Source organism: Bradyrhizobium guangdongense (assembly GCF_006483445.1).
Classification (GTDB): Bacteria; Pseudomonadota; Alphaproteobacteria; order Rhizobiales; family Xanthobacteraceae; genus Bradyrhizobium; species Bradyrhizobium guangdongense_A.
On sequence record NZ_PPPT01000075.1, the window covers coordinates 1 to 19,551 of the forward strand.

The window sequence follows — 19,551 nt, forward strand, 5'->3', positions numbered from 1 at the left end:
TGGTTCCACTCCGGCGATCTCGCCACCGTCGATGCCGAGGGCTACATCACCGTGGTCGACCGCGTGAAGGACATGATCAAGACCGGCGGCGAGAACGTCGCGAGCCGCGAGGTCGAGGAGATGGTCTACAAGATTCCCGCGGTCTCGGAAGTGGCCGTCGTCGGCCTGCCCGACCCGCGCTGGATCGAGGCGGTTACCGCGATCATCGTGGTCAAATCAGGCGCAAAACTCGACGAGGAGGGCGTCATCAAGCATTGCGCCGGCCAGATGGCGCATTTCAAGGTCCCGAAGCGCGTGATCTTCGTCGACAGCCTGCCGAAGAATCCAAGCGGCAAGCTCTTGAAGCGCGAGCTGCGCCAGCGCTTCGTCGGCGGTGAGACGCTGGACAAGGCGATCCAGAAGAATTTTGGCACCTGAGGCGGAGTGAGCCGGTCATGAAGGTCTGGCAGGTCGCGCGCGAATGGTCGATCGACGGTCTTGAGCTTGCCGAGCAGCCGGAGCCCGTTCCGGGGCCCGGCCAGGTCACGGTCAAAATGCACGCGGCGTCGCTGAACTACCGCGATCTCCTCACCGTGCAGGGCAAGGGCGGCGTCACGCGACTGCCGCTCATTCCTTTCTCGGACGGCGCAGGCGAGGTCATCGCCGTCGGTGGCGGCGTCAAGCGCGTCGCGGTCGGCGACCGGGTCTGCCCGATGTTTTTCCAGTCATGGATCGACGGCAAGGTCTCGGCGGATAGCCGCCGCCTCGCGCTCGGCGGTACACGGCCGGGCGTGCTGCAGGAGGTGATGCTGCTCGATGCCGAGGGCGTCAGCAAAATTCCATCGCATCTCTCGTTCCAGGAAGCCGCGACGCTACCCTGCGCCGGGCTGACCGCCTGGCGCGCGCTGTTCGATGAAGCAAACCTGGGGCCAGGCGAGACCGTGCTGGTTCAAGGCACCGGCGGCGTCTCGATCTTCGCCCTGCAATTCGCAAAGCTCGCCGGTGCCACAGTCATTGTGACCTCGTCGAGCGACGAAAAGCTCGAGCGCGCCAAAGCGCTCGGCGCCGACCACACGATCAACTATCGCGCGGTGCCCGAATGGGGCAAGGCGGCCGCGGAGTGGGCCGGTGGCGGCGTCGATCATGTCGTCGAAGTCGGCGGCAAGGACACGTTTGGACAATCGCTCGAAGCGGCGCGGGTCGGTGGCACCATCCTCGTCATCGGCGTGCTCACCGGCTTCTCGCAGCAGATCGCGATCCCCAGCCTGTTCAGCAAGAACCTGCACGTCATCGGCCTCTCCGTCGGCAGCCGCCGGATGTTCGAGAACATGTCCGCTGCAATCGCACGCAACGGGATGAAGCCGGTCATCGACCGCGTGTTCGGCTTCGATGCCGTGCCGGACGCTTTGCGGCTGATGCAGCAGGGCGGCCATTTCGGCAAGATCGTGGTGGAGTTTCCTTAAGCAAGCTCCCGCTCGCAATGACATCGTTGAAGCAGTCGAGTGCTGCTCACTTCAGAGTATTCATCATGCCCCTCTGGACCTGCGAAACCTGCGGCGCGCAATTTCCTGCCGGCGACAGGCCGCCGCCGTCGTGCCCGATCTGCGAGGACGAGCGGCAATATGTGAACTGGAAGGGGCAGACGTTCCTCACGCGTGATGAACTGGCGCAACGCTGCCGCCTGGTCTGGCGCGACGATCTCGGCCTCACCGGACTTGCGCTGGAGCCGGCCTTTGCGATCGGCCAGCGCGCGCTGCTGGTGCCTGGCGGCGGCGGCGTCGTGATGTGGGATTGCGTGCCGCTGGCGACGCCGGAGGCTATCGCTCATGTCAGATCACTTGGTGGACTGAAGGCGATCGCGATCTCGCATCCGCATTATTATGGCGCGCTTGCCGACTGGAGCGAAGCCTTTGGCGACGCGCCGGTCTACCTTCATGCGGACGATCGGCAATGGGTGACGCGGCCGCATGCCGCGATCGTGTACTGGACCGGTGACAGCAGGCGCCTCTCCGACGACATCGTCCTCATCCGCAGTGGCGGCCACTTTGCCGGCGCGACCATGCTGCATTGGGCGCGCGGCGCTGACGGCAAGGGCGCGCTGCTCACCGGCGACATCGCGCAGGTGACGATGGATCGCCGCTTCGTCAGCTTCATGTATTCCTATCCGAACTACACGCCGCTGAACGTATCAGCGGTGCGCCGCATCGCCGACAGCGTCGCGCCATTCGCCTTTGACCGCATTTACGGTGCCTGGTGGGGCCGCAACATTGCTGACGGTGCCAAGGCCGCCTTCGCGGCGTCCGTGGCGCGCTATCTGGCCGCGATTGCCTGACGCGCAGCTCGGTCGGCCATAATCCGATTGCCAAGCTTCAATAACTGTACTAGTGGTACAGTTATTGGGCTGGGCGTCGGCATGATCGATGCATCGTCCGAGGCGGCCGCAGCGGAGCGGCGCGTGTCAGGGATCGTTCGCATGACGCAGCGCGACTACGAGATCTTCGAAGCTGGTGACGTCGCCCTGCAATCCGGGTCCGTCTTCCGCGGTGTGCTGCTCGCCTACAAGACCTACGGCACGCTGAATGCCGCCAAGGACAACGTCATCCTCTATCCGACCTCGTTCAGCGCGCAGCATTTTGACACCGAGTGGCTGATCCAGCCCGGCGGCGTGCTCGATCCGACCAGATATTTCATCGTCATTCCGAACCTGTTCGGCAACGGCCTGTCGTCCTCGCCGTCGAATTCGGGCGGCGGACCGTTCCCATTGTTCAGCTATCACGATGCAATCGCGATCCAGCGCCGCCTGCTGACGGAACGCTTCGGCATCACAAAGCTCGCGCTGGTCTATGGCTGGTCGATGGGCGGTATGCAGGCCTACCATTGGGCGGCGCGCTATCCTGATATGGTGCAGCGCGCGGCGGTCGTGTGCGGCAGCGCGCGCTGCTCGCCCTACAATGTTGTCTTCCTCGAAGGCGTGAAGGCTGCGCTGACAGCCGATCCCGCCTGGCGCGATGGTCGCTTTGTCGAAAAGCCAGTCGCGGGCTTTCGCGCCATGGGCCGGCTCTACGCCGGCTGGGCGATGTCGCACGGTTTCTATCGTGACGAACTCTGGCGCGAGGCCGGCTTCACCTCGCTGGAGGATTATCTCGTGCGCGGATGGGATACGGTCTTCGCGCGGCGCGACGCCAACGATCTGCTGGCGCAGCTCGCCATCTGGCAGCACGGCGACATCTCTGGCTGCGACGAATTCGGCGAAGATCTCGCCCGCGCGCTGGCGGCGATCAAGGCGCACATCCTGCTGATGCCCGGAAGTACCGACCGCTATTTCGATCCGCGCGACAACGAGGCCGAGCTTGGCCGTCTCGTCAACGCGCGCTCCGCCGTGCTGCACCCGATCCCCTCCGACCACGGCCATCGCGCCGGCAATCCCGTCAACAACGCTGCGGATCATGCCTTCATCAAGTCGGAGATCGCAGCGCTCCTCGACAAGCAGGTTGAGCCATGAGCGATGCAGCGGTTTCTGACAGCAATCACCGCCTCAAGCCGCTGGCGCCGGCGATGCTGCGCGAACTGTCGGCGCGCTCCAACGTCCAGGGTACGGTACGCACGTTGAGTCATTATGGCGTGATCGTGTTGCTGGGTGCGCTGATCTGGAAGGTCAGCACGACTTACGGCGCCGCCTGGGCGCTGCCGCTGATGGCGGCGCAGGGTTATTTCGTTGCCTTCCTGTTCATGGCCGTGCACGAGACCGCGCACAAGACCGCCTTCGAGAGCCGCAGGCTCAACCTCGCCGTCGGTTATCTCTCCGCCTTCATCATCGGACTGCCTTACGAATATTACTGCCTTTTTCACTGGGACCATCACCGCTACACCCAGGACCCGGAAAAGGACCCGGAGCTGATCGTCGGCGTGAAGCCTGCATCCGACACCCAGCTCGCGATCGCCTATAGCGGCCTCTTGCAAGTTGCCGGGCGCCTCTGGCTGATGTTGCGGCATGCGATATCAGGTAATGTCGTCGTGCCCTGGATTCCCGCCAATAAGCGTCACATCATCGTTCTGGAGGCGCGCATCTATCTCACGCTCTACGTTGCGCTGTTGGCGCTCTCGGTCTGGCTCGCGACGCCGCTGCTGCTCTGGGTCTGGATCGTGCCGCTGCTGATCGGGCAATTCTTCCTGCGGCCCTATCTCTATGCCGAGCACACCGGCTGCGAGCGTGGCCGCAGTGCCTTTCACAACACGCGCACCACCTATATCGGCGCGATCGTGAAATGGTTCGCCTGGAACATGCCCTATCACGTCGAGCACCACGCCTATCCCTCGATCCCGTTTCACGCGCTGCCGAAGCTGAACGCGATCGTGGACGGCGAGATCGTCTATCGCGGCCGCGGCTACCGCGCCGTGACACGCGAGACTCTTGCGTGGTTCCGCAGGCAGTGGCGGGGCTAGCGCTTCCCGCGCGGCTCCGGCTTCGGCCGCAGCACCATGTCCACGAGGCTGCGCGCATAGGCCGGCGTGATCGGGGCGATGCCGAAGACGTAGCGGTAGAACAGGCTGCCATAGATCGCATCGTAGAGGTCTCCCGCGGGACCTTCGGCCAAGATGCTGCCATCGGCCTGCCCGGCGGAAATCATCTCGATCAGCGCGTCGCGGCGAAGGCTCAAATAGCGCTCGTAGAAGATCCCTGCTGAGCCCGTCCTCGAGATGCATTCGGAAATCACGGCGAGCTGCACCTTGCCGAACTCGCCCATCAGCGCCTCGGCATAGGCCGCCGCATGGCGCCGGGCGCGGGCCACGGGCGTGCCGGCGCTTGGTGGCGGTAGCGGAAGCATCTGCGAAGCCTGGCGCAGGAAGGCGTCGATCAACAGCGCCTCGCGCGACGGCCACCATTTGTAGATCGTCATCTTGGAGACGTCGGAGTGCCGCGCCACCGCGTCGATGGTAGTCGCGGCAAGGCCCGTGGCCGCCATCAGCGCATAGGCGCTTTCGAGGATGGCGTTCGTGGTCTCGACCGAACGGGGCCGGCCGCGGCGGGCTGTGGTGTGAGCCGCTTCGATCGTGCCTTTGGTCGTGCTCCGCGCCATCGCTCTGGGATAACCCAGCCTTGGCGTGGGGCCTAGCGCCAATCAAGCGATATCCCGCGGTTCAGGCCCGCTGCCGCGCGGCGGCGGGGAGATCCTGCCACTTGGACCAGGAAACGTAATAGGCCACCGCCGCCAGTGCTGCGAAGCCGAGCAGGCCGACCGCGATCTGCATGGCGATCAGATTGGGGCCGGTGATCAGGATCAGATGCGCGGCAAAGGACAGGAACACGCCGACGCAGAACACGGCGAGCCATTCCTCGCCGCATTTAATCACGACCTGCAGCGACCGCCATTGCAGCGCCGGATGGTTGGCCGGCACCAGATAGGTGGCGAGATAGGCGAGCGCCAGGAAATGCAGCACGCGATGGGGCGCGAGGTTTTCCTTGTCGTTCGGCGCGAACAGGCTGAGCACGGCATCCGGCACGTAAGCGGCGAGCGGCGGCCAATGCCGGGCCAGCGTAATCGCCATCGCGAACACCAGATAGGCGCCGGCAAGCGCGCGCAGCCACGACGCTCCGTGCAGCGCGCGGCCGGGCCCGCCCGTGACCGCGAACCAGCCGCCCATCACCATCAGCAACTGCCAGCAGAACGGGTTGAAGGTCCATTCGCCGTCGGGATAGACGCGAAAGACCCAGCCGAAATGGCGGGCGGCGACATAGAGCGCGACGGAGGCGAGCAGCGTCAGGTTCGGCCGCCGCATCAGGCCCCACAACACGAGCGGAAAGAACGCCATCAGCGGGATCATCAATTGCAGCAGGTCGAGGTTGAGCGGCTCTTCCTGCAGCACCAGCCCGCGCACCAGGATGCGCAGCGGATGCTCGAGAATGCCCGAGATGTTGTACTCGTGGATGATCTCCGGTGCCATCGATCGCGTGGCGACATAGGCGATCATGTCGATATAGATCACGAACAGCACGACATAGGCGGCGTAAAGCCGCCAGACCCGGCGAAAAATGCGGGTCGCCGCAACCACGAAGCCGCGCTCGATCGCCATCTTGCCGTGGATGATGGCGACGCCGTAGCCGACAACGAACACGAACAAATCGGCCGCGCCGCTGAAGCCGAAGTTTCGCAGCGTCAGCAGGTTCACGACATTGTTCGGAACGTGGTCGATGAAGATCGACCAGTTGGCGATGCCGAGCGTCAAATAGAGTCGCGCGTCATGGCTGAATGCGGCGAGGTTCGCCTTGGCGGTGGAATTCATTGCTTGAGTATGGGGATCAAGTACGGGGATTGGAATCGCAGGGGCGCCGCTTTTAGCGGCAACAACCGCCTCTTCCGAGTAGCGTTTTTGTGAAGTGACATGGCTCCGGCCGGTCGAGGCCCCGACTGATTCGACCCGCCCCGGGTGCCCCGGAGCGCGGTTAACGCTGCGGAAGATGCACCGGAGTCGATCACAACCTCTTGATCCCTGGCTCTCCTGCGCTATATCCCGGTTTTCCCATGATGGATTTGACCGGGTAAACGCATGACGACGTCAGATACGGCTGTGCATACGCAGCCCTTCCAGGCCGAAGTATCCGAGCTCCTGCACCTGATGGTGCACTCCGTCTATTCGGAGACTGACATCTTCCTGCGCGAGCTGATCTCGAACGCCTCGGACGCCTGCGACAAGCTCCGCTACGAGGCGATCGCCACGCCCGCGCTGCTGGGCGAGGGCGAGGCGCCAAAAATCCGCATCATTCCGAACAAGGAAGCGGGCACGCTGACCATCGCCGACAACGGCATCGGCATGGAGCGGCAGGAGCTGATCGACCATCTCGGCACCATCGCCCGCTCCGGCACGAAAGCCTTCGTCGCCAAGCTGAAGGAGGCCAAGGACGGCCTCGGCCTGATCGGCCAGTTCGGCGTCGGTTTCTATTCCGCCTTCATGGTCGCCGACAAAATTACCGTCATCAGCCGCCGCGCCGGCGAGAGCGACATCTGGACCTGGACGTCCTCCGGCGGCTCCGGTTTTGAGATCGCACCGGCGAGCGCGGAGGATGCAGCGCGCGTCACGCGCGGCACCGAGATCGTGCTGCACCTGAAGGACGACGCGAAAAAATATCTCGAGACTTACGAGATCGAGCGCATCGTCGGCGCTTACTCGGACAACATCCTGTTCCCGATCGAGCTCGTGCCGGAAGAGGGCGAGCCGCGCCAGATCAATTCGGCGAGCGCGCTGTGGCAGCGTTCGAAATCGGAACTCACGGCCGACGACTACAAGCAGGCCTACAAGCAGATCGCGACCGCCTTCGACGATCCCGCGATGACGCTGCATTACCGCGCCGAAGGCCGCTACTCCTATGCGGTGCTGCTGTTCGCACCCTCGACCAAGCCGTTCGACCTGTTCGAGCCGTCGCGCAAGGGCCGCGTCAAGCTCTATGTGCGCCGCGTCTTCATCACGGATGACGCCGACCTCTTGCCCGGCTACCTCCGCTTTGTCCGCGGCGTCGTCGACAGCGAGGACCTGCCGCTCAACATCTCGCGCGAAATGCTGCAGAACAATCCGCAGCTCGCGCAGATCCGCAAGGCGGTGACCACCCGGGTCGTCAGCGAGCTCGAAAGCCTCGCCGAGAAGGACGCGGAGAATTTTGCCAAGATCTGGGACGCCTTCGGCGCCGTGATCAAGGAAGGCATCTACGAGGACTTTGAGCGCCGCGAAAAGCTTTTGTCGCTATCGCGCTTCTCCACCACGACGGGCGAGAAGCGGTCGCTGAAGGACGTCATCGCCGATTTCAAGCCGAACCAGACCGAAATCTATTACCTCGTCGGCGACAGCCTGGAGCGGCTGAAGTCGAATCCGCGGCTGGAGGCGGCGACCGCGCGCGGCATCGAGGTGCTCCTGCTCACCGATCCCGTCGATGCCTTCTGGACCTCGATGCCATCAGAGTTCGACGGCAAGCCGCTGAAGTCGCTGAGCCAGGGCGATCTCAATCTCGACCTGATCCCGCGCGTCGACGAGGAGAAAAAGGACGAGCCGGCAGCAGCCGACGAGGCCGCCACCATCGCCGTGATCAAGGGTTCGCTCGGCGATCGCGTCAGCGACGTCAAGGCCTCGACGCGGCTCACCAGCTCCGCCTCCTGTCTCGTCGCCGACAGCCAGGGCCCGAGCCGGGAGCTCGAGCGCATCCTTGCGCAGCAGAACCGCGGCCAGCGCTCAAAGCCGATCCTCGAGATCAACCTGCGCCACCCGCTCGTCACGGCGATCGCGAAGGCGCAGGCAGGTTCCGCGACGGTCGACGACCTCAGCCTGCTGCTGCTCGAACAGGCGCAGATCCTCGACGGTGAGCTGCCGGAGGACCCGGCCGCGTTCGCAGCGCGCCTGAACCGGCTGGTACTGCAGGGTCTCGGTTAACGAGGCAGCGTATTCGTCATTGCGAGCGAAGCGAAGCAATCCAGAGATGTCTCCGCGGAGGCAGTCTGGATTGCTTCGTCGCTTCGCTCCTCGCAATGACGGTGAGAGTTGCGCTGCGCGTTGAACCCCGTCATGGCTGCGCCCGACGTAGGGGGATGCAGATCATCCCGTCAAATCCCCTTCGTCGCATCCTTTCGCTCGCCTTCGGTCTTGCGCTGTCCGCATCCGCGCAAGCTGCCTCCGACGACGGCACCAGGCCGGACGTGCCAAAGGCGCCGCGCAGCATCCTCGAGACGCGGATTCCCATTCCGCACGAGCCTCCGGCCGCCAACAATGGCTGCCGCTTGCGGGCGTCGCCGACGGAGCGCGAGACCGGTGCGTCGAACGAGGTGCCGTTCTGGAGCCTGATTGAACAGGTCAATCTCCACGCCAGCCTGCGCATCATCATCGACGGCCGCGAAGCATTTGCAAAGCTCATTGCCCCGCTCGACGAGGACGCCCGCACCCTCGCGACGCTCTATATGTTGTGGCACTATTTTGGCCGCGAAGGGCTGCATACGTTCCTTGGTGGTGAGGCCGGTGATGCCGCGCCCATGGTCCGCGACGCCCTCAAGGCGGCGGGCATGACCCGAGAGCACGACGTCTTCACCCGTGCCATGGCGCTGTTCGGCAAGGATTACCCACTCGACAGGGACACGCGCTGGAATTTCTACGGCTGGAGCCGGCCATCCACGCAGATCGACGCCGTCACCTCCAGGCCTGCGCCGCTCAACGCCTTCGATTACCGCATGATGGCGCTCGCCCGCGAATTCGGCAGCAAGGCGGATTTGGCCAAACGCATCACCGCCTTCGTCGAGAGCAAGCCCGCGCTGTGGCAGCGCATCGAGAGCGAGCGCACCCATCTCAACGAGCAGGATCGTCTGCGCATCCTGACGTCTGCGCTCTGGAAGGACATGGTCTCGCTGTGGCGGCCCTATCCGGACATCGAGAAACGCCTCGCCTCGTTCACGAGGCCACAGCGCACCATGCTGGTCATGTCCGCCTTCAACGACGAATTCAGGAACGGGGGCGTGCACCAGTTCTTCTACAATTCGGAAGGCGCACTCGCGCCCGAGGTGCGTGATGCCATGATCGAGCTCGGCATGACCACGCAGGCGGCGATCCTGCAGCGCGGCCTCGATATGTTTGCAAAACCCTATGTCCGCGACACCCAGCGCCGACGCGAGACCTATTTCCACGGTGACGACAAGAAGGAGTGGGGCGAGCGCCTCGCGGCGCTGACCGACGAGCTCTATGCGCTCGACGGTGGGCTCGCGTTCCACCAGATCAAGGACAGCATGGTCGTCGAGGGCGGTCCCGGCATCGAATTCGCCATGCTCAGCTACGCCCGGAGTAACAAGCTGCTACCGTGCTAGGGCTTTCGCCGCAACGTCCGGTGTGCCGCGCGCTCGTAGACCGCGATGATGACGGCGCAGGGGACCAATCCGAAGACCAGTAACAAAAGTATCGTCGCAAGCATGGGACATGGATCCATGTGCGGGGGAAATGTGCGCGATGTGGGAAGGTGCTTCGCGGTGATTCGAGAAGCCTAACACAAGACGTGCGACGATCAGAGAGACGGCCACGGGTGTCGGAGCAGAAATGCGGCCGTGTGACTTCATTTCCTCGTCGAAGACGTGGGAATTTGCGCGCGGCGACCGGCGTCAGGGACAGTTGTATCGGTCCGTCAGTCTGATATGGGTTCCGCGCGGCTGTTGCGTCGCATCGTTGCGGGAGAAAAGACCATGCGTACATCATTCGGGATCATCATGGCGATCGGCATGTGGCTCGCGGCCTCGCCGGCCGACGCCCAGCGGTACGATCCGCGGTATCCGGTTTGCATGCATCGCTATGGGGGCAGCTACATGGGAGCAGACTATTTCGACTGCTCATTCACATCGTTGGAACAGTGCAGGGCGACGGCCTCGGGTCTTGCCGCGACCTGCGACGTCAATCCCTACTATGCCGGCAACCAGCCTCCACCGCCACGCAGGCGCAACAAGCCTGCCTATTGATATCGTTGCAGCACGCATGTTGAGACCGGCGTATCTTCGCCGGCGTGGTTGGTCTCAATCAACGCATGAAGTCTAGCGCACGGGCAATCTGATCGCACCACCCCGTCCGTATGCTGATGCCGATGATCAAGGCGACAGCTCGTCGTGATGATGGTTGGCAAGCCATTATTCTTCGGCCAAGGCGCTCGTCCAATTCGTATTGAGGTCTTACGTCGCGTTTGTCTAAACCCTGCGACGGCCGATCGATCCGATCCGCGTTAATGATCAAGTTCTGCGAACTCACCGCGTGCGGATCGCTGGCATGCGGCTCTTCTGCTGGCGGTGTCCCAGGCGGGACATGCGCGCGGGGCTAGCCAATGCCGCGACCTCATGCGCTGGACGTTCATGCAGGTTGACCCCGGCGTCACACACTGTTAATCTATCTCAGGTGGCGCATGATATTTGCATCAACCAAAAGTGCTTTTCTCTTGGAATGACCTTGGATTTTTCTGGCCGTTTTCGGCGATGATCAAGCGGTCAGTTCGCAGGAATTTTGGGGACTCGTGTGCTGGGGGGCGCAATGAGGACAAGATTGGCAATTTCGGCACTCTTTGGACTATTGGGTGCGTCGGGCACAGCGCTTGGACAGACAGTTGAGGCGTTCCCGCAATTTCGAATCGACTCGTCCATTCCGCTGCAGTACGGCGCCAACGTTCTCCTCACGCCATTCGGTTCGCGGCAGGACCTGTATGTGTCGCCATCACTCAAACTCTCCGCACTCGGGGAGTTCGATCCGACCCTGCTGTACAGCATTTATCTTGCCGGAAACCCCGACGCCTATCGGCGGGTCACCGTGGCGGATGATGGGGTCGCGACCCTCGGCGGTCGGCTCGACAAGATCCTCGATGCCTTCAGTGTTGGCGCCATCTACAATCACACGCTGGCCTTCGACGGAATCTACCGAGCGGTTTCTTTCCAGGCGGACGATTTCTCCGGCTATGTCGGCTACACGTATCAGAATAAGCCTGCTGGTCTGAAGATCTCACCGTCAGTATCGGCCGCCTATCGGTTCTCCGATCTTGCGACGCAAGAACGCCTGCTGGTTACCATGAAGGCTGAAATCAGGCAGGCACTGGCCGACAAGCTCACCCTGATCGTAACGCCCAGCTTCAAATACTATTCATTTACAAGTGGAACCGCGGCAGGAAAGCGCAATGTCTTGCCCTCCATCGTGGGGGCGCTTAGTTATAGTATCAACGATGACGTAAGCGTCGGGGCAAGCGTGGAGTATGATCGGCGCTGGTCCAACCGCATCGGCAGTGATTTCGACAACGTGATCTTTCTCGCAAGCGTCACCTTTGGGCATACATACGACCTTTTCCCAAAGAATACGAAGTGACGTGCGGAACTGCCGGGGAGGAATAAGGATGAAGCGAAGAACGTGTTTCGCAGTCTTATGCATGCTGTTGCCGAACAGCTTGGCATTCGCTCAGGATGCCGCTGATCGCATCTCGACCCAACTCGACCTGTCCAGGGCTCAGCGGGAGAGCCGCTACAGCACCGTCGGCAACCAACCCAAGACCGAGACGGTTGTCATTCCGCAAAGGGTTATTGAGCCGCCGGCGCCCCGGCCCTCGACCGGTGCGAGACCCACCGCCGGCTTCGTTGCCGAAACTGCACGGCCGAAACCAAAGCCGAGAAAGCCCATCGTCATCCCCTCGCAAACTGTGACGGTGAGCAAGCCGGCGCCGACCAGAATCAATCCGTACTGAGGCTCCTTCTGCCGGAGCGCTCGCGCGTCGTCACGCCGAGAGCGCGCAGCTTGTGTTGGCACAACAGCCGCGACAACACTCGGTGGCGCCGCCCGGCGCATAAGGCACGTCCCATTTCACGCTGACCGCGATCTCCACCTCGCCCAGCTTGCGGGGAGAGCTTGATCTGCGAAGCAGATCGGGTGAGGGGGACGCTCCGCAAGTCCTACTCTCACCGTCCGCGTGGAGACTCCCCCTCACCCCAACCCTCTCAGCGCGAGCGAAGCTCGTCGCGGCCCGCATCCGCCTTCGCCTGAAGGACTTCGGCGGCCAAGCAAGAGAGCGGGCGAGGGAACGCAGCTCACGTGCGGGTCGATATCGCAAGATTTGCCTGCGCCCGCACGCCGTTCCGCCTTGCTCGGTAAAGGATAGCTACAGTTAATGCCGGACTAACCGTGTTTTACCGTGTCTTTTAACGCTCGGTCAGGGGCTCGCGGTCTATAGCTACCGCAAGAGAGACGAGACCTGCCGAAAGAACACAGCAATGAATACCGGCGTCATCGAACAGCTCAAGCCTGTCAAAGCTCCATCCGCGTCAAAGATCTGGCTGAAGGCGATCGAGCTCACGGCGCGCATCGAGACGCTGCCGGGCCGCCTGTTCGCCGATGTCGTGGACGACTGGGCAAAACGCCAGCCGGACCGGACCGCACTTCTCACCGACGACGCGGCGATCGATTACGACACGCTGGCACGCCGCATCAACCGCTATGCGCGCTGGGCGTGTTCGGTCGGCCTCACCAAGGGCGACACGGTCGGCCTGATCATGCCGAACAATGCGGATTATCTCGCCGCCTGGCTCGGCATCAGTCGTGTCGGTGGCGTGGTGGCGCTGCTCAACACAAAACTGGTCGGCCCGTCGCTGGCGCATTGCATCGATGTGGCAAAGCCGTCTCATCTCATCGTCGCGCATGACCTTGCGGATGCGCTGGCCGGGGCGGCGCAGCACCTGAAATCCTCACCAAAGATCTGGACGCATGGCGATGCCCGCGCAGAACGTTCGCTCGACGTCGCGCTTGCCGCGCTCAGCGACGATCCGCTGACGCCGGAGGAGCATGGCGACGTCGCCATCAACGACCGTGCGCTCTTGATCTACACGTCCGGCACGACAGGCCTGCCGAAGGCCGCCAGCATCAGCCATCGCCGCATCCTCAACTGGGGTTTTTGGTTCGCCGGCCTCACCGGCGCCACGCCGCAGGACCGGCTCTACGACTGTCTGCCGCTGTTTCACTCCGTTGGCGGCATCGTCGCGCCCTGCAGCATGCTGGCCGCCGGCGGCTCGGTGGTCATTGCCGAAAAGTTCTCCGCGACGAATTTCTGGAACGACATCGTGCGCTTCGATTGCACGCTGTTCCAGTATATCGGAGAGCTCTGTCGCTACCTCCTCAAGGCGCCGCCCTCGGAATACGAGAACCGCCATCGCCTGCGACTGGTCTGCGGCAATGGCCTGCGCGGCGACATCTGGGACGACTTTCGGGAACGTTTTGCCATTCCGCGCATCCTGGAATTCTATGCCGCGACCGAGGGCAATTTTTCGCTGTTCAACGTTGAGGGCAAGCCCGGCGCGATCGGCCGCATTCCGCCGCTGCTTGCGCATCGCTTCCCCGCCGCGATCGTCAAGGTCGACCCCGATACCGGCGCGCCGCTGCGCAATGCGGACGGGCTCTGCGTGACCTGCGCCCGCGGCGAGGTCGGCGAAGCCATCGGGCGCATCGGTGTTGCCGATGACGGCGGTGGCCGTTTCGAGGGCTATACCGATGCCGGCGAGACCGAGAAGAAAGTTCTGCGCGACGTGGTCGCGAAGGGCGACGCCTGGTTCCGAACCGGCGATCTCATGCAGCTCGACGACAAGGGTTTCTTCCACTTCGTCGACCGCGTCGGCGACACCTTCCGCTGGAAGGGCGAGAACGTCGCGACCTCTGAAGTGAACGACGCCGTGCGCGAATTCCCTGGCGTCGTCGATGCCACCACCTATGGCGTCAGCATCCCCGGCGCCGACGGCCGCGCCGGCATGAGCACGCTTGTCGTCAACGACGGTTTCGACCTCACAGGCCTTGCCGCGCATCTCGCAGCGCGCCTGCCTCCTTACGCGCATCCGCTCTTCATCCGTATCGCACATGAGCTCGATGCGACCGATACGTTCAAGCAGAAGAAGGGCGAGCTCGCGCGCGACGGATTTGATCCGGACAAGGTTGCCGATCCGCTCTATTTCAGCGATCCGTCAGGTGGAAATTACCGGCGGATCGACGCCGCTTTCTATGCCGATATCGTTCGCGGTGCGGTAAGATTGTAGGCGCTGCTTCCCTAACCCCAGAATGTTGAAAAACCTGGGATTTGACATTTTCAGGATGCTTATCTCTGCTAGGTTTCGAGGTGGAGACAGGTAAGGGACGACCGCTGGTCGGGCGGTATCGGGGATGGCAAGTCAGAGGACAGTAGCGGACGTTGGCGACATTGATCGGGGCCAGACTCTTCTCGCCACTGCGCTTGCGTCGCCGAAGCAAAAGCGCATGGCGCTGGTCATCGCGGTCATCGCCGTGTTCGTCTTCGTCGCGGCCGTACCGTTCGTGCGCATGCCGCTTGCCAAGATGCCGGCGTTCATCCCGAGCTACGAAGCCGCACTGTTCTTCATCGACCTGATCACGGCGATCCTGCTGTTCGACCAATTCATCCGCCTGCGCTCGACGGGCCTGCTGTTTCTGGCCTCGGGCTATCTGTTCGATGCATTCATCATCGTCGCACACGCTCTGAGCTTTCCCGGCGCATTCGGGCCGGCAGGCCTGTTAGGGGGCGGCGCGCAGACCACGGCGTGGCTTTACGTGTTCTGGCACGGCGGCTTCTCGCTCTTCATCATCCTATATGCGCTTTGGGGGCGCTCGGAGGGGGCGGGTATCCCGACCTAGGCGCCGGACCGCGTCCGGGTCGCGATCGTCGTCAGCATTGTCGCCGTTGCCGTGCTGACGGTCGTCCTGACCCTGGTCGCGACCTCGGGGCATGACCTCCTGCCCGTGGTGATGCAGGGCAGCGACTATTCGATGCTGGTGACCAAGGGCATCAGTCCCGCCGTCTGGGTGCTGACCCTGATCGCGATGATCCTGCTCTATCGGCGTGAGCAGAGGGTCATGGATCTCTGGCTGATGCTCGTGATGTGGATCTGGCTGTTCGACATCGGCCTTTCCGCGGTGATCGGGTCGTCGCGCTTCGATCTCGGCTTCTACGCCGGGCGCATCTTCGGGCTCGTCGCGTCCGCCTTCCTGCTGGTTGCGTTGGTCATCGAGACGATCAAGCTCTATTCGAACGCCTTGGGTGCTGCGGCAAACGCCGAACAGAAACTCGCACAGCTCAAGCGCGCAAGTGCTGCAGTCGAGGCCAAGAGTGTCGGCAGGAAGGGCGGCGAGCCGGTCGAGCAATTCGTGCGCCGGCAGAATATCGAACGCTACAAGGCCATGCTCCGCTCACAGTCGCTTGACGAGGCGCAGCGGCAGACCATCGAGAAGCTCCTGGGCGAGGAAAACGCGAAGCATCGCGACGATTAGCGGTACGCGGCGCGTCCCCCGCAGGACTCTGCAGCATCACGACGCGACCGAAAAAGCGCAGATAGGTCGGATTTTATCTGAATTGTCCAAGAAGCCATTTACTTCTGTCGGGTAAACAAAGCGACATGGGAGGCGGGTGCTCGACGCTCCGCCGCAACGATAAAGAAGCGAGCAGGCCATGTCGGTAAGGTTAAAGATCCTTGAAGCCATCAAGCAGATCGCGCAGGAGCAGCACGTCAAGCTGCCGCCGCTGACAGACGATCTATCCCTTCATGAGACGGGCTTCGATTCGCTCGCCTTCGCCATCCTCGTCGCGCGCCTCGAGGACGAGCTCGGCACCGACCCCTTCACGATTTCCGAGGACGCGGCGTTCCCTTCGACCATCGGGGATTTCGTGCGGGCCTACGAAAATGTCCCCGCGTGAGATTTTTGCGCTCCGCGACTATCTGAGCCCGGAGCTCGGGGGACGCACGATCTCCGACGCCCATCACGTGGTGTCGCTGACGGATGTGCTGTCGCATACGGTTCTGGGTGGCCGCCTGCGTGAGCTGGCGGGCCGCTCCGTGCTGCTCAAGCTCTCGGACCAGCTCAGATCCGGCCTCGCCATGATCGAGCTCGACGGCATCGCGCGGCGCATGCTGCTGTGCCCGCCCGATCTCAATCCTGCCCATCTCGACGCGCTGATCGCGGATGCCGAGATCGATGCCGTCGTCACCGATGATCCGACGCAATGGGCTGACAAGGCGATTGCGCTGATCGTATCAGCGCAATTGCCGCCCGTCGCAGCCGCGCCAGCGAAGACCGAGCGCGCCACCGAATGGCTGATGCTGACCTCGGGCACATCTGGCGTGCCGAAAATCGCGGCGCATACGCTGGAAGCCCTCACGGGCGCCATCGTCGCCGAAGGTCCTTCGCGCGGCCCTGCGCCGGTATGGGCGACATTCTACGACATTCGCCGTTATGGCGGTCTGCAGATCTTCCTCCGCGCGGTGCTCAGCGGCGGCTCCATGGTGCTGTCCGATCCGCATGAGGCGCTCGGCGATCACGTCGCGCGGCTGAACGCGCGCGGTGTTACGCACATTTCCGGCACGCCGTCGCACTGGCGCAAGCTTTTGATGAGCGGCGCGGCCGCGCAGTTTGCCCCGGGCTATGTCCGCCTCTCCGGCGAGATCGCCGACCAGGCCGTGCTCGACGGGTTGAGGAATGCATTCCCCAATTCGTCGATCGGCCATGCCTATGCCTCGACCGAGGCCGGCGTCGGCTTTGCCGTCAATGACGGGCGCGAAGGTTTTCCGGCCGCCTATGTCGGCGTAAACCGCAATGGCGTCGAGATGAAGGTCGTCGACGGCTCGCTGCGCATCCGCTCCAGGCGTATCGCGCATGCCTATATCGGCCGCAACGCGACGGCGCTCGCAGACGCCGACGGCTTTGTCGACAGCGGCGACATGGTCGAGCTGCGCGGCGACCGCTACTACTTCGTCGGCCGCCGCGGCGGCATCATCAATATCGGCGGCCTCAAGGTTCATCCCGAGGAGATCGAGGCGGTCATCAACCGTCACCCCGACGTGCGGATGTCGCGTGCAAAATCGCGGAAAAGCCCGATCACCGGCGGCATCGTCGTGGCCGACGTGATCCTCGCCGACGGCACCGATCCGGCGCGCGCCAAGGAGATCCGCGACCAGATCGTCGCGCAATGCCGGGCGCAGCTCGCGTCCCACAAGGTGCCGGCGGTGATCCGCTTCGTCGATGCGCTCGACGTCACCCCGGCCGGAAAGCTGGCGCGATCAGATGCGTAACGTTCTCGTCACCGGCGGCAGCCGCGGCATCGGCCTCGCCATCGCAAAACGTCTCGCCGGTGCCGGCTACAACGTCATCGCGGCCGCGCGTCGCGAGAGCGAGGAGCTTGCGGCTGCGAAGGGCGAGGCGGATGGCCGCCTGCATTTCCGTGCCTGCGACCTTGCTGTGATCGACGCGATCCCGGCCTTCGCAAAATTGCTGCGCGACGAGTTCGGCCCGATCTACGGCCTCGTCAACAATGCCGGCCTCGGCACCGAAGGCCTGCTCGCGACCATGCACAATTCCGAGATCGAGGCCCTGGTGCAGCTCAACGTGCTGTCGCCGATCGTCCTCTCCAAATATGTCGTGCGGCAGATGATGGCCGACGGCGAGGGCCGCATCATCAACATTTCCTCGATCATCGCGTCCACCGGCTATAACGGCCTCTCCGTCTACGGCGCCACCAAGGCCGCCGCGACCGGGTTCACCCGCTCGCTCGCGCGCGAGGTCGGCAAGGTCGGCATCACCGTGAATGCGATTGCACCTGGCTTCATCGATACGGAGCTGACGCATAATCTCTCCGACGAAGGCCGCAAGCGCATCGCCGGCCGCAGCGCCTTGCGCCGTCTGCCCGAGACCGACGACGTCGCGCGCATGGTGGAATATCTGCTGGGCGAGGGCGGGCGTAACGTCACAGGTACAGTGTTTACGATCGACGCCGGGAACACTGCCTAACGGAACTGCGCCGCCACAATTGAGTTGACAGGGCTCAATTTCCTTTCGGCGGGTTTGTGCTTATGATGCCGCGCAATCGATGGCGTTACGTCAATCGATCTGCCCTAATCGACAGGGAGCCGTCCAAGGAGTCATCCATGACTGCTTCAAATCTGGGCCGGGTATCCGTGGAAGCATCGCAGCCAAAGCAGGCCGGCTCCAAATGCGTGCCCAAATGTCTGCCCATGTCGCATCAGAATTCCGGCGACCACGGCCACGAAATGTATCCGCAGCAATTCGTCCGGCTGGTCGGCTGCCACGAGACGCCGCCGACGCGCGCCAAGGAAGAGACCAAGCTGCATTAGCTTCAGTCCTGATGCTTCGGCAGGTCGATCCGCTCCCGTGAAAACTCCGGCGGCCCCTCGGTGAGGCGGCGGATACGCCGTTCGCGCTCATCGGCCGGCAGATCAGGATCGAGCATCTGGTCGATCTGCCTGACCGCAAGCTCCTCGATATCGCCGGAATGCGCCACGACGGGATGCTGGAGCGCGTGGGGCACGGGCGTGACCCTCAGGCCGATCTCGACCAGCTTGCGGATCGCGTCCGAGCGCGTCAGGTGATGGGCCTCGGCCCAAGCATCCACGGCGGCCGTGAGGTCTTCCGGCATTTTCACCGCGCTGACCGCATCGCGCCCCGTGCTAAACATACCGCAAGTAACCCCGTTCGGATCATTCATTTCTAGCCGCTCTTCGCCGCCCCGAGTTTGATGCCGATCAATGACGGGCCTGCGGCAATGCAGCGCGGACCGATCTTGTTGTCCGGCGCGGTTTCGGCCAATGATCGCGAACCCGATCGCGACTCTCTCCGTATCTTGCACGAATCTTGGCGAGCAACCCATTGGCCCCAGCGATGACTTCAGCTTCCGGCTTCTACGGCGCCATTCCCGTCTTCCGCGGCTTCGCCAAGCTGATGGACCCCGCGCTCTATTCGCCCTTGCCCGACGACTGGAGCATCGGGGTCGCCGATATCGTCGATTCCACCAAGGCGATCGCCGCCCAGCGCTACAAGGCGGTCAACATGGCGGGCGCGGCCGTCATCGCCTCCATCACCAATGCGCTGGAGGGGCGGGAATTCCCCTTCGTGTTCGGCGGCGACGGCGCGAGCTTTGCGGTGGCGCCCGACGATCTCGGGCGCGCCCGCGAGGCGCTGGCGGCGACCGCGACCTGGGTCCGCGAGGATCTGGATCTGAAAATGCGCGTCGCGCTGGTGCCGGTGAGTGCGATCCGCGCG

The 19,551-nt window shown here is 63.3% G+C and carries 19 protein-coding genes and 1 pseudogene; 17 read left to right on the plus strand and 3 right to left on the minus strand.

The features are described from left to right. The 5 genes from C2U70_RS10820 to C2U70_RS10840 form a co-directional block, all read left to right on the plus strand. Positions 1–417 (plus strand): AMP-binding enzyme (locus C2U70_RS10820; RefSeq protein ID WP_140977994.1); only part of this gene is annotated, 417 nt, incomplete at its 5' end. Positions 418–434: 17 nt separating this feature from the next. Then, positions 435–1,442: a zinc-dependent alcohol dehydrogenase family protein gene (locus tag C2U70_RS10825; protein WP_140977995.1), complete on the plus strand. Its 1,008-nt coding sequence runs from the start codon at positions 435–437 to the stop codon at positions 1,440–1,442. Positions 1,443–1,507: 65 nt separating this feature from the next. Next, positions 1,508–2,311: an MBL fold metallo-hydrolase gene (locus C2U70_RS10830; RefSeq protein ID WP_140977996.1), complete on the plus strand. Its 804-nt coding sequence runs from the start codon at positions 1,508–1,510 to the stop codon at positions 2,309–2,311. A 141-nt stretch (positions 2,312–2,452) separates the two neighbouring features. Beyond that, entirely contained in the window at positions 2,453–3,481 is a 1,029-nt protein-coding gene (locus C2U70_RS10835) for an alpha/beta fold hydrolase (RefSeq protein ID WP_140978013.1), read from the plus strand. Continuing rightward, positions 3,478–4,422, plus strand: coding sequence for a fatty acid desaturase (locus C2U70_RS10840; RefSeq protein WP_140977997.1), 945 nt, complete (start codon positions 3,478–3,480; stop codon positions 4,420–4,422). The genes C2U70_RS10835 and C2U70_RS10840 overlap by 4 nt, the downstream gene beginning before the upstream one ends. Here the strand turns inward: C2U70_RS10840 and C2U70_RS10845 are convergent. After that, on the minus strand, positions 4,419–5,057 hold the full coding sequence (locus C2U70_RS10845) for a TetR/AcrR family transcriptional regulator (RefSeq protein ID WP_140977998.1): 639 nt from the start codon (positions 5,055–5,057) through the stop codon (positions 4,419–4,421). The two genes, C2U70_RS10840 and C2U70_RS10845, sit on opposite strands and share 4 nt — an antisense overlap. Positions 5,058–5,118: 61 nt before the next feature. Continuing rightward, positions 5,119–6,261, minus strand: a complete 1,143-nt coding sequence (locus tag C2U70_RS10850) for an OpgC domain-containing protein (RefSeq protein ID WP_186294179.1) — start codon at positions 6,259–6,261, stop codon at positions 5,119–5,121. A 264-nt stretch (positions 6,262–6,525) separates the two neighbouring features. Here C2U70_RS10850 and htpG point away from each other — a divergent pair, with 264 nt between their 5' ends. The 11 genes and pseudogenes from htpG to C2U70_RS10915 all read left to right on the plus strand — a co-directional run bounded on the left by htpG (position 6,526) and on the right by C2U70_RS10915 (position 18,626). Further along, positions 6,526–8,394: a molecular chaperone HtpG gene (gene htpG, locus C2U70_RS10855; RefSeq protein WP_140978000.1), complete on the plus strand. Its 1,869-nt coding sequence runs from the start codon at positions 6,526–6,528 to the stop codon at positions 8,392–8,394. 155 nt (positions 8,395–8,549) lie between these two features. Further along, positions 8,550–9,809 carry a DMP19 family protein gene (locus tag C2U70_RS10860; protein WP_186294180.1) on the plus strand — a complete coding sequence of 420 codons (1,260 nt, stop codon included), beginning with the start codon at positions 8,550–8,552 and terminating at the stop codon, positions 9,807–9,809. A gap of 369 nt (positions 9,810–10,178) precedes the next feature. Then, a complete protein-coding gene (locus C2U70_RS10865) occupies positions 10,179–10,448 on the plus strand; it encodes a DUF3551 domain-containing protein (RefSeq protein WP_140978002.1) in 270 nt (89 codons plus the stop codon). 571 nt (positions 10,449–11,019) lie between these two features. Next, complete coding sequence (locus C2U70_RS10870) at positions 11,020–11,826, plus strand: hypothetical protein (RefSeq protein ID WP_140978003.1); 807 nt, start codon at positions 11,020–11,022, stop codon at positions 11,824–11,826. Between the two features lie 61 nt (positions 11,827–11,887). Further along, positions 11,888–12,199 carry a hypothetical protein gene (locus C2U70_RS10875; RefSeq protein WP_140978004.1) on the plus strand — a complete coding sequence of 104 codons (312 nt, stop codon included), beginning with the start codon at positions 11,888–11,890 and terminating at the stop codon, positions 12,197–12,199. 523 nt (positions 12,200–12,722) lie between these two features. Next, a complete protein-coding gene (locus C2U70_RS10885; protein ID WP_140978005.1) occupies positions 12,723–14,528 on the plus strand; it encodes a long-chain-acyl-CoA synthetase in 1,806 nt (601 codons plus the stop codon). A gap of 295 nt (positions 14,529–14,823) precedes the next feature. Beyond that, positions 14,824–15,771, plus strand: a pseudogene (locus C2U70_RS33455) (MASE4 domain-containing protein). A gap of 178 nt (positions 15,772–15,949) precedes the next feature. Further along, the gene (locus C2U70_RS10900) at positions 15,950–16,195 is read left to right on the plus strand and encodes an acyl carrier protein (protein ID WP_140978008.1); all 246 of its coding nucleotides are present in this window, start codon (positions 15,950–15,952) and stop codon (positions 16,193–16,195) included. After that, positions 16,182–17,567 carry a class I adenylate-forming enzyme family protein gene (locus C2U70_RS10905; protein WP_186294183.1) on the plus strand — a complete coding sequence of 462 codons (1,386 nt, stop codon included), beginning with the start codon at positions 16,182–16,184 and terminating at the stop codon, positions 17,565–17,567. The genes C2U70_RS10900 and C2U70_RS10905 overlap by 14 nt, the downstream gene beginning before the upstream one ends. Then, positions 17,560–18,282: an SDR family NAD(P)-dependent oxidoreductase gene (locus tag C2U70_RS10910; protein ID WP_140978009.1), complete on the plus strand. Its 723-nt coding sequence runs from the start codon at positions 17,560–17,562 to the stop codon at positions 18,280–18,282. Before C2U70_RS10905 ends, C2U70_RS10910 begins: the two co-directional genes overlap by 8 nt. Positions 18,283–18,419: 137 nt before the next feature. Further along, positions 18,420–18,626 (plus strand): hypothetical protein, encoded by a 207-nt coding sequence (locus tag C2U70_RS10915; protein WP_140978010.1) that lies wholly within the window; start codon positions 18,420–18,422, stop codon positions 18,624–18,626. A gap of 2 nt (positions 18,627–18,628) precedes the next feature. On the opposite strand, the gene C2U70_RS10920 is transcribed toward C2U70_RS10915, so the two are convergent. Further along, positions 18,629–18,967 carry a hypothetical protein gene (locus C2U70_RS10920; protein ID WP_349629569.1) on the minus strand — a complete coding sequence of 113 codons (339 nt, stop codon included), beginning with the start codon at positions 18,965–18,967 and terminating at the stop codon, positions 18,629–18,631. A gap of 203 nt (positions 18,968–19,170) precedes the next feature. Between C2U70_RS10920 and C2U70_RS10925 the strand changes: the two genes are divergently transcribed. Then, positions 19,171–19,551: DUF3095 family protein (locus C2U70_RS10925; RefSeq protein WP_140978012.1), on the plus strand; the 381-nt coding region annotated here is incomplete at its 3' end.

Bases quoted from the DNA above. Each gene is read 5' to 3' on its own strand.
- htpG (WP_140978000.1), top strand. From the start codon at position 6,526: ATGACGACGTCAGATACGGCTGTGCATACGCAGCCCTTCCAGGCCGAA.
- C2U70_RS10885 (WP_140978005.1), top strand. From the start codon at position 12,723: ATGAATACCGGCGTCATCGAACAGCTCAAGCCTGTCAAAGCTCCATCC.
- C2U70_RS10845 (WP_140977998.1), bottom strand. From the start codon at position 5,057: ATGGCGCGGAGCACGACCAAAGGCACGATCGAAGCGGCTCACACCACA.
- C2U70_RS10860 (WP_186294180.1), top strand. From the start codon at position 8,550: ATGCAGATCATCCCGTCAAATCCCCTTCGTCGCATCCTTTCGCTCGCC.
- C2U70_RS10835 (WP_140978013.1), top strand. From the start codon at position 2,453: ATGACGCAGCGCGACTACGAGATCTTCGAAGCTGGTGACGTCGCCCTG.
- C2U70_RS10850 (WP_186294179.1), bottom strand. From the start codon at position 6,261: ATGAATTCCACCGCCAAGGCGAACCTCGCCGCATTCAGCCATGACGCG.
- C2U70_RS10910 (WP_140978009.1), top strand. From the start codon at position 17,560: ATGCGTAACGTTCTCGTCACCGGCGGCAGCCGCGGCATCGGCCTCGCC.
- C2U70_RS10875 (WP_140978004.1), top strand. From the start codon at position 11,888: ATGCTGTTGCCGAACAGCTTGGCATTCGCTCAGGATGCCGCTGATCGC.
- C2U70_RS10830 (WP_140977996.1), top strand. From the start codon at position 1,508: ATGCCCCTCTGGACCTGCGAAACCTGCGGCGCGCAATTTCCTGCCGGC.
- C2U70_RS10900 (WP_140978008.1), top strand. From the start codon at position 15,950: ATGTCGGTAAGGTTAAAGATCCTTGAAGCCATCAAGCAGATCGCGCAG.
- C2U70_RS10840 (WP_140977997.1), top strand. From the start codon at position 3,478: ATGAGCGATGCAGCGGTTTCTGACAGCAATCACCGCCTCAAGCCGCTG.
- C2U70_RS10865 (WP_140978002.1), top strand. From the start codon at position 10,179: ATGCGTACATCATTCGGGATCATCATGGCGATCGGCATGTGGCTCGCG.
- C2U70_RS10905 (WP_186294183.1), top strand. From the start codon at position 16,182: ATGTCCCCGCGTGAGATTTTTGCGCTCCGCGACTATCTGAGCCCGGAG.
- C2U70_RS10915 (WP_140978010.1), top strand. From the start codon at position 18,420: ATGACTGCTTCAAATCTGGGCCGGGTATCCGTGGAAGCATCGCAGCCA.
- C2U70_RS10825 (WP_140977995.1), top strand. From the start codon at position 435: ATGAAGGTCTGGCAGGTCGCGCGCGAATGGTCGATCGACGGTCTTGAG.
- C2U70_RS10920 (WP_349629569.1), bottom strand. From the start codon at position 18,967: ATGTTTAGCACGGGGCGCGATGCGGTCAGCGCGGTGAAAATGCCGGAA.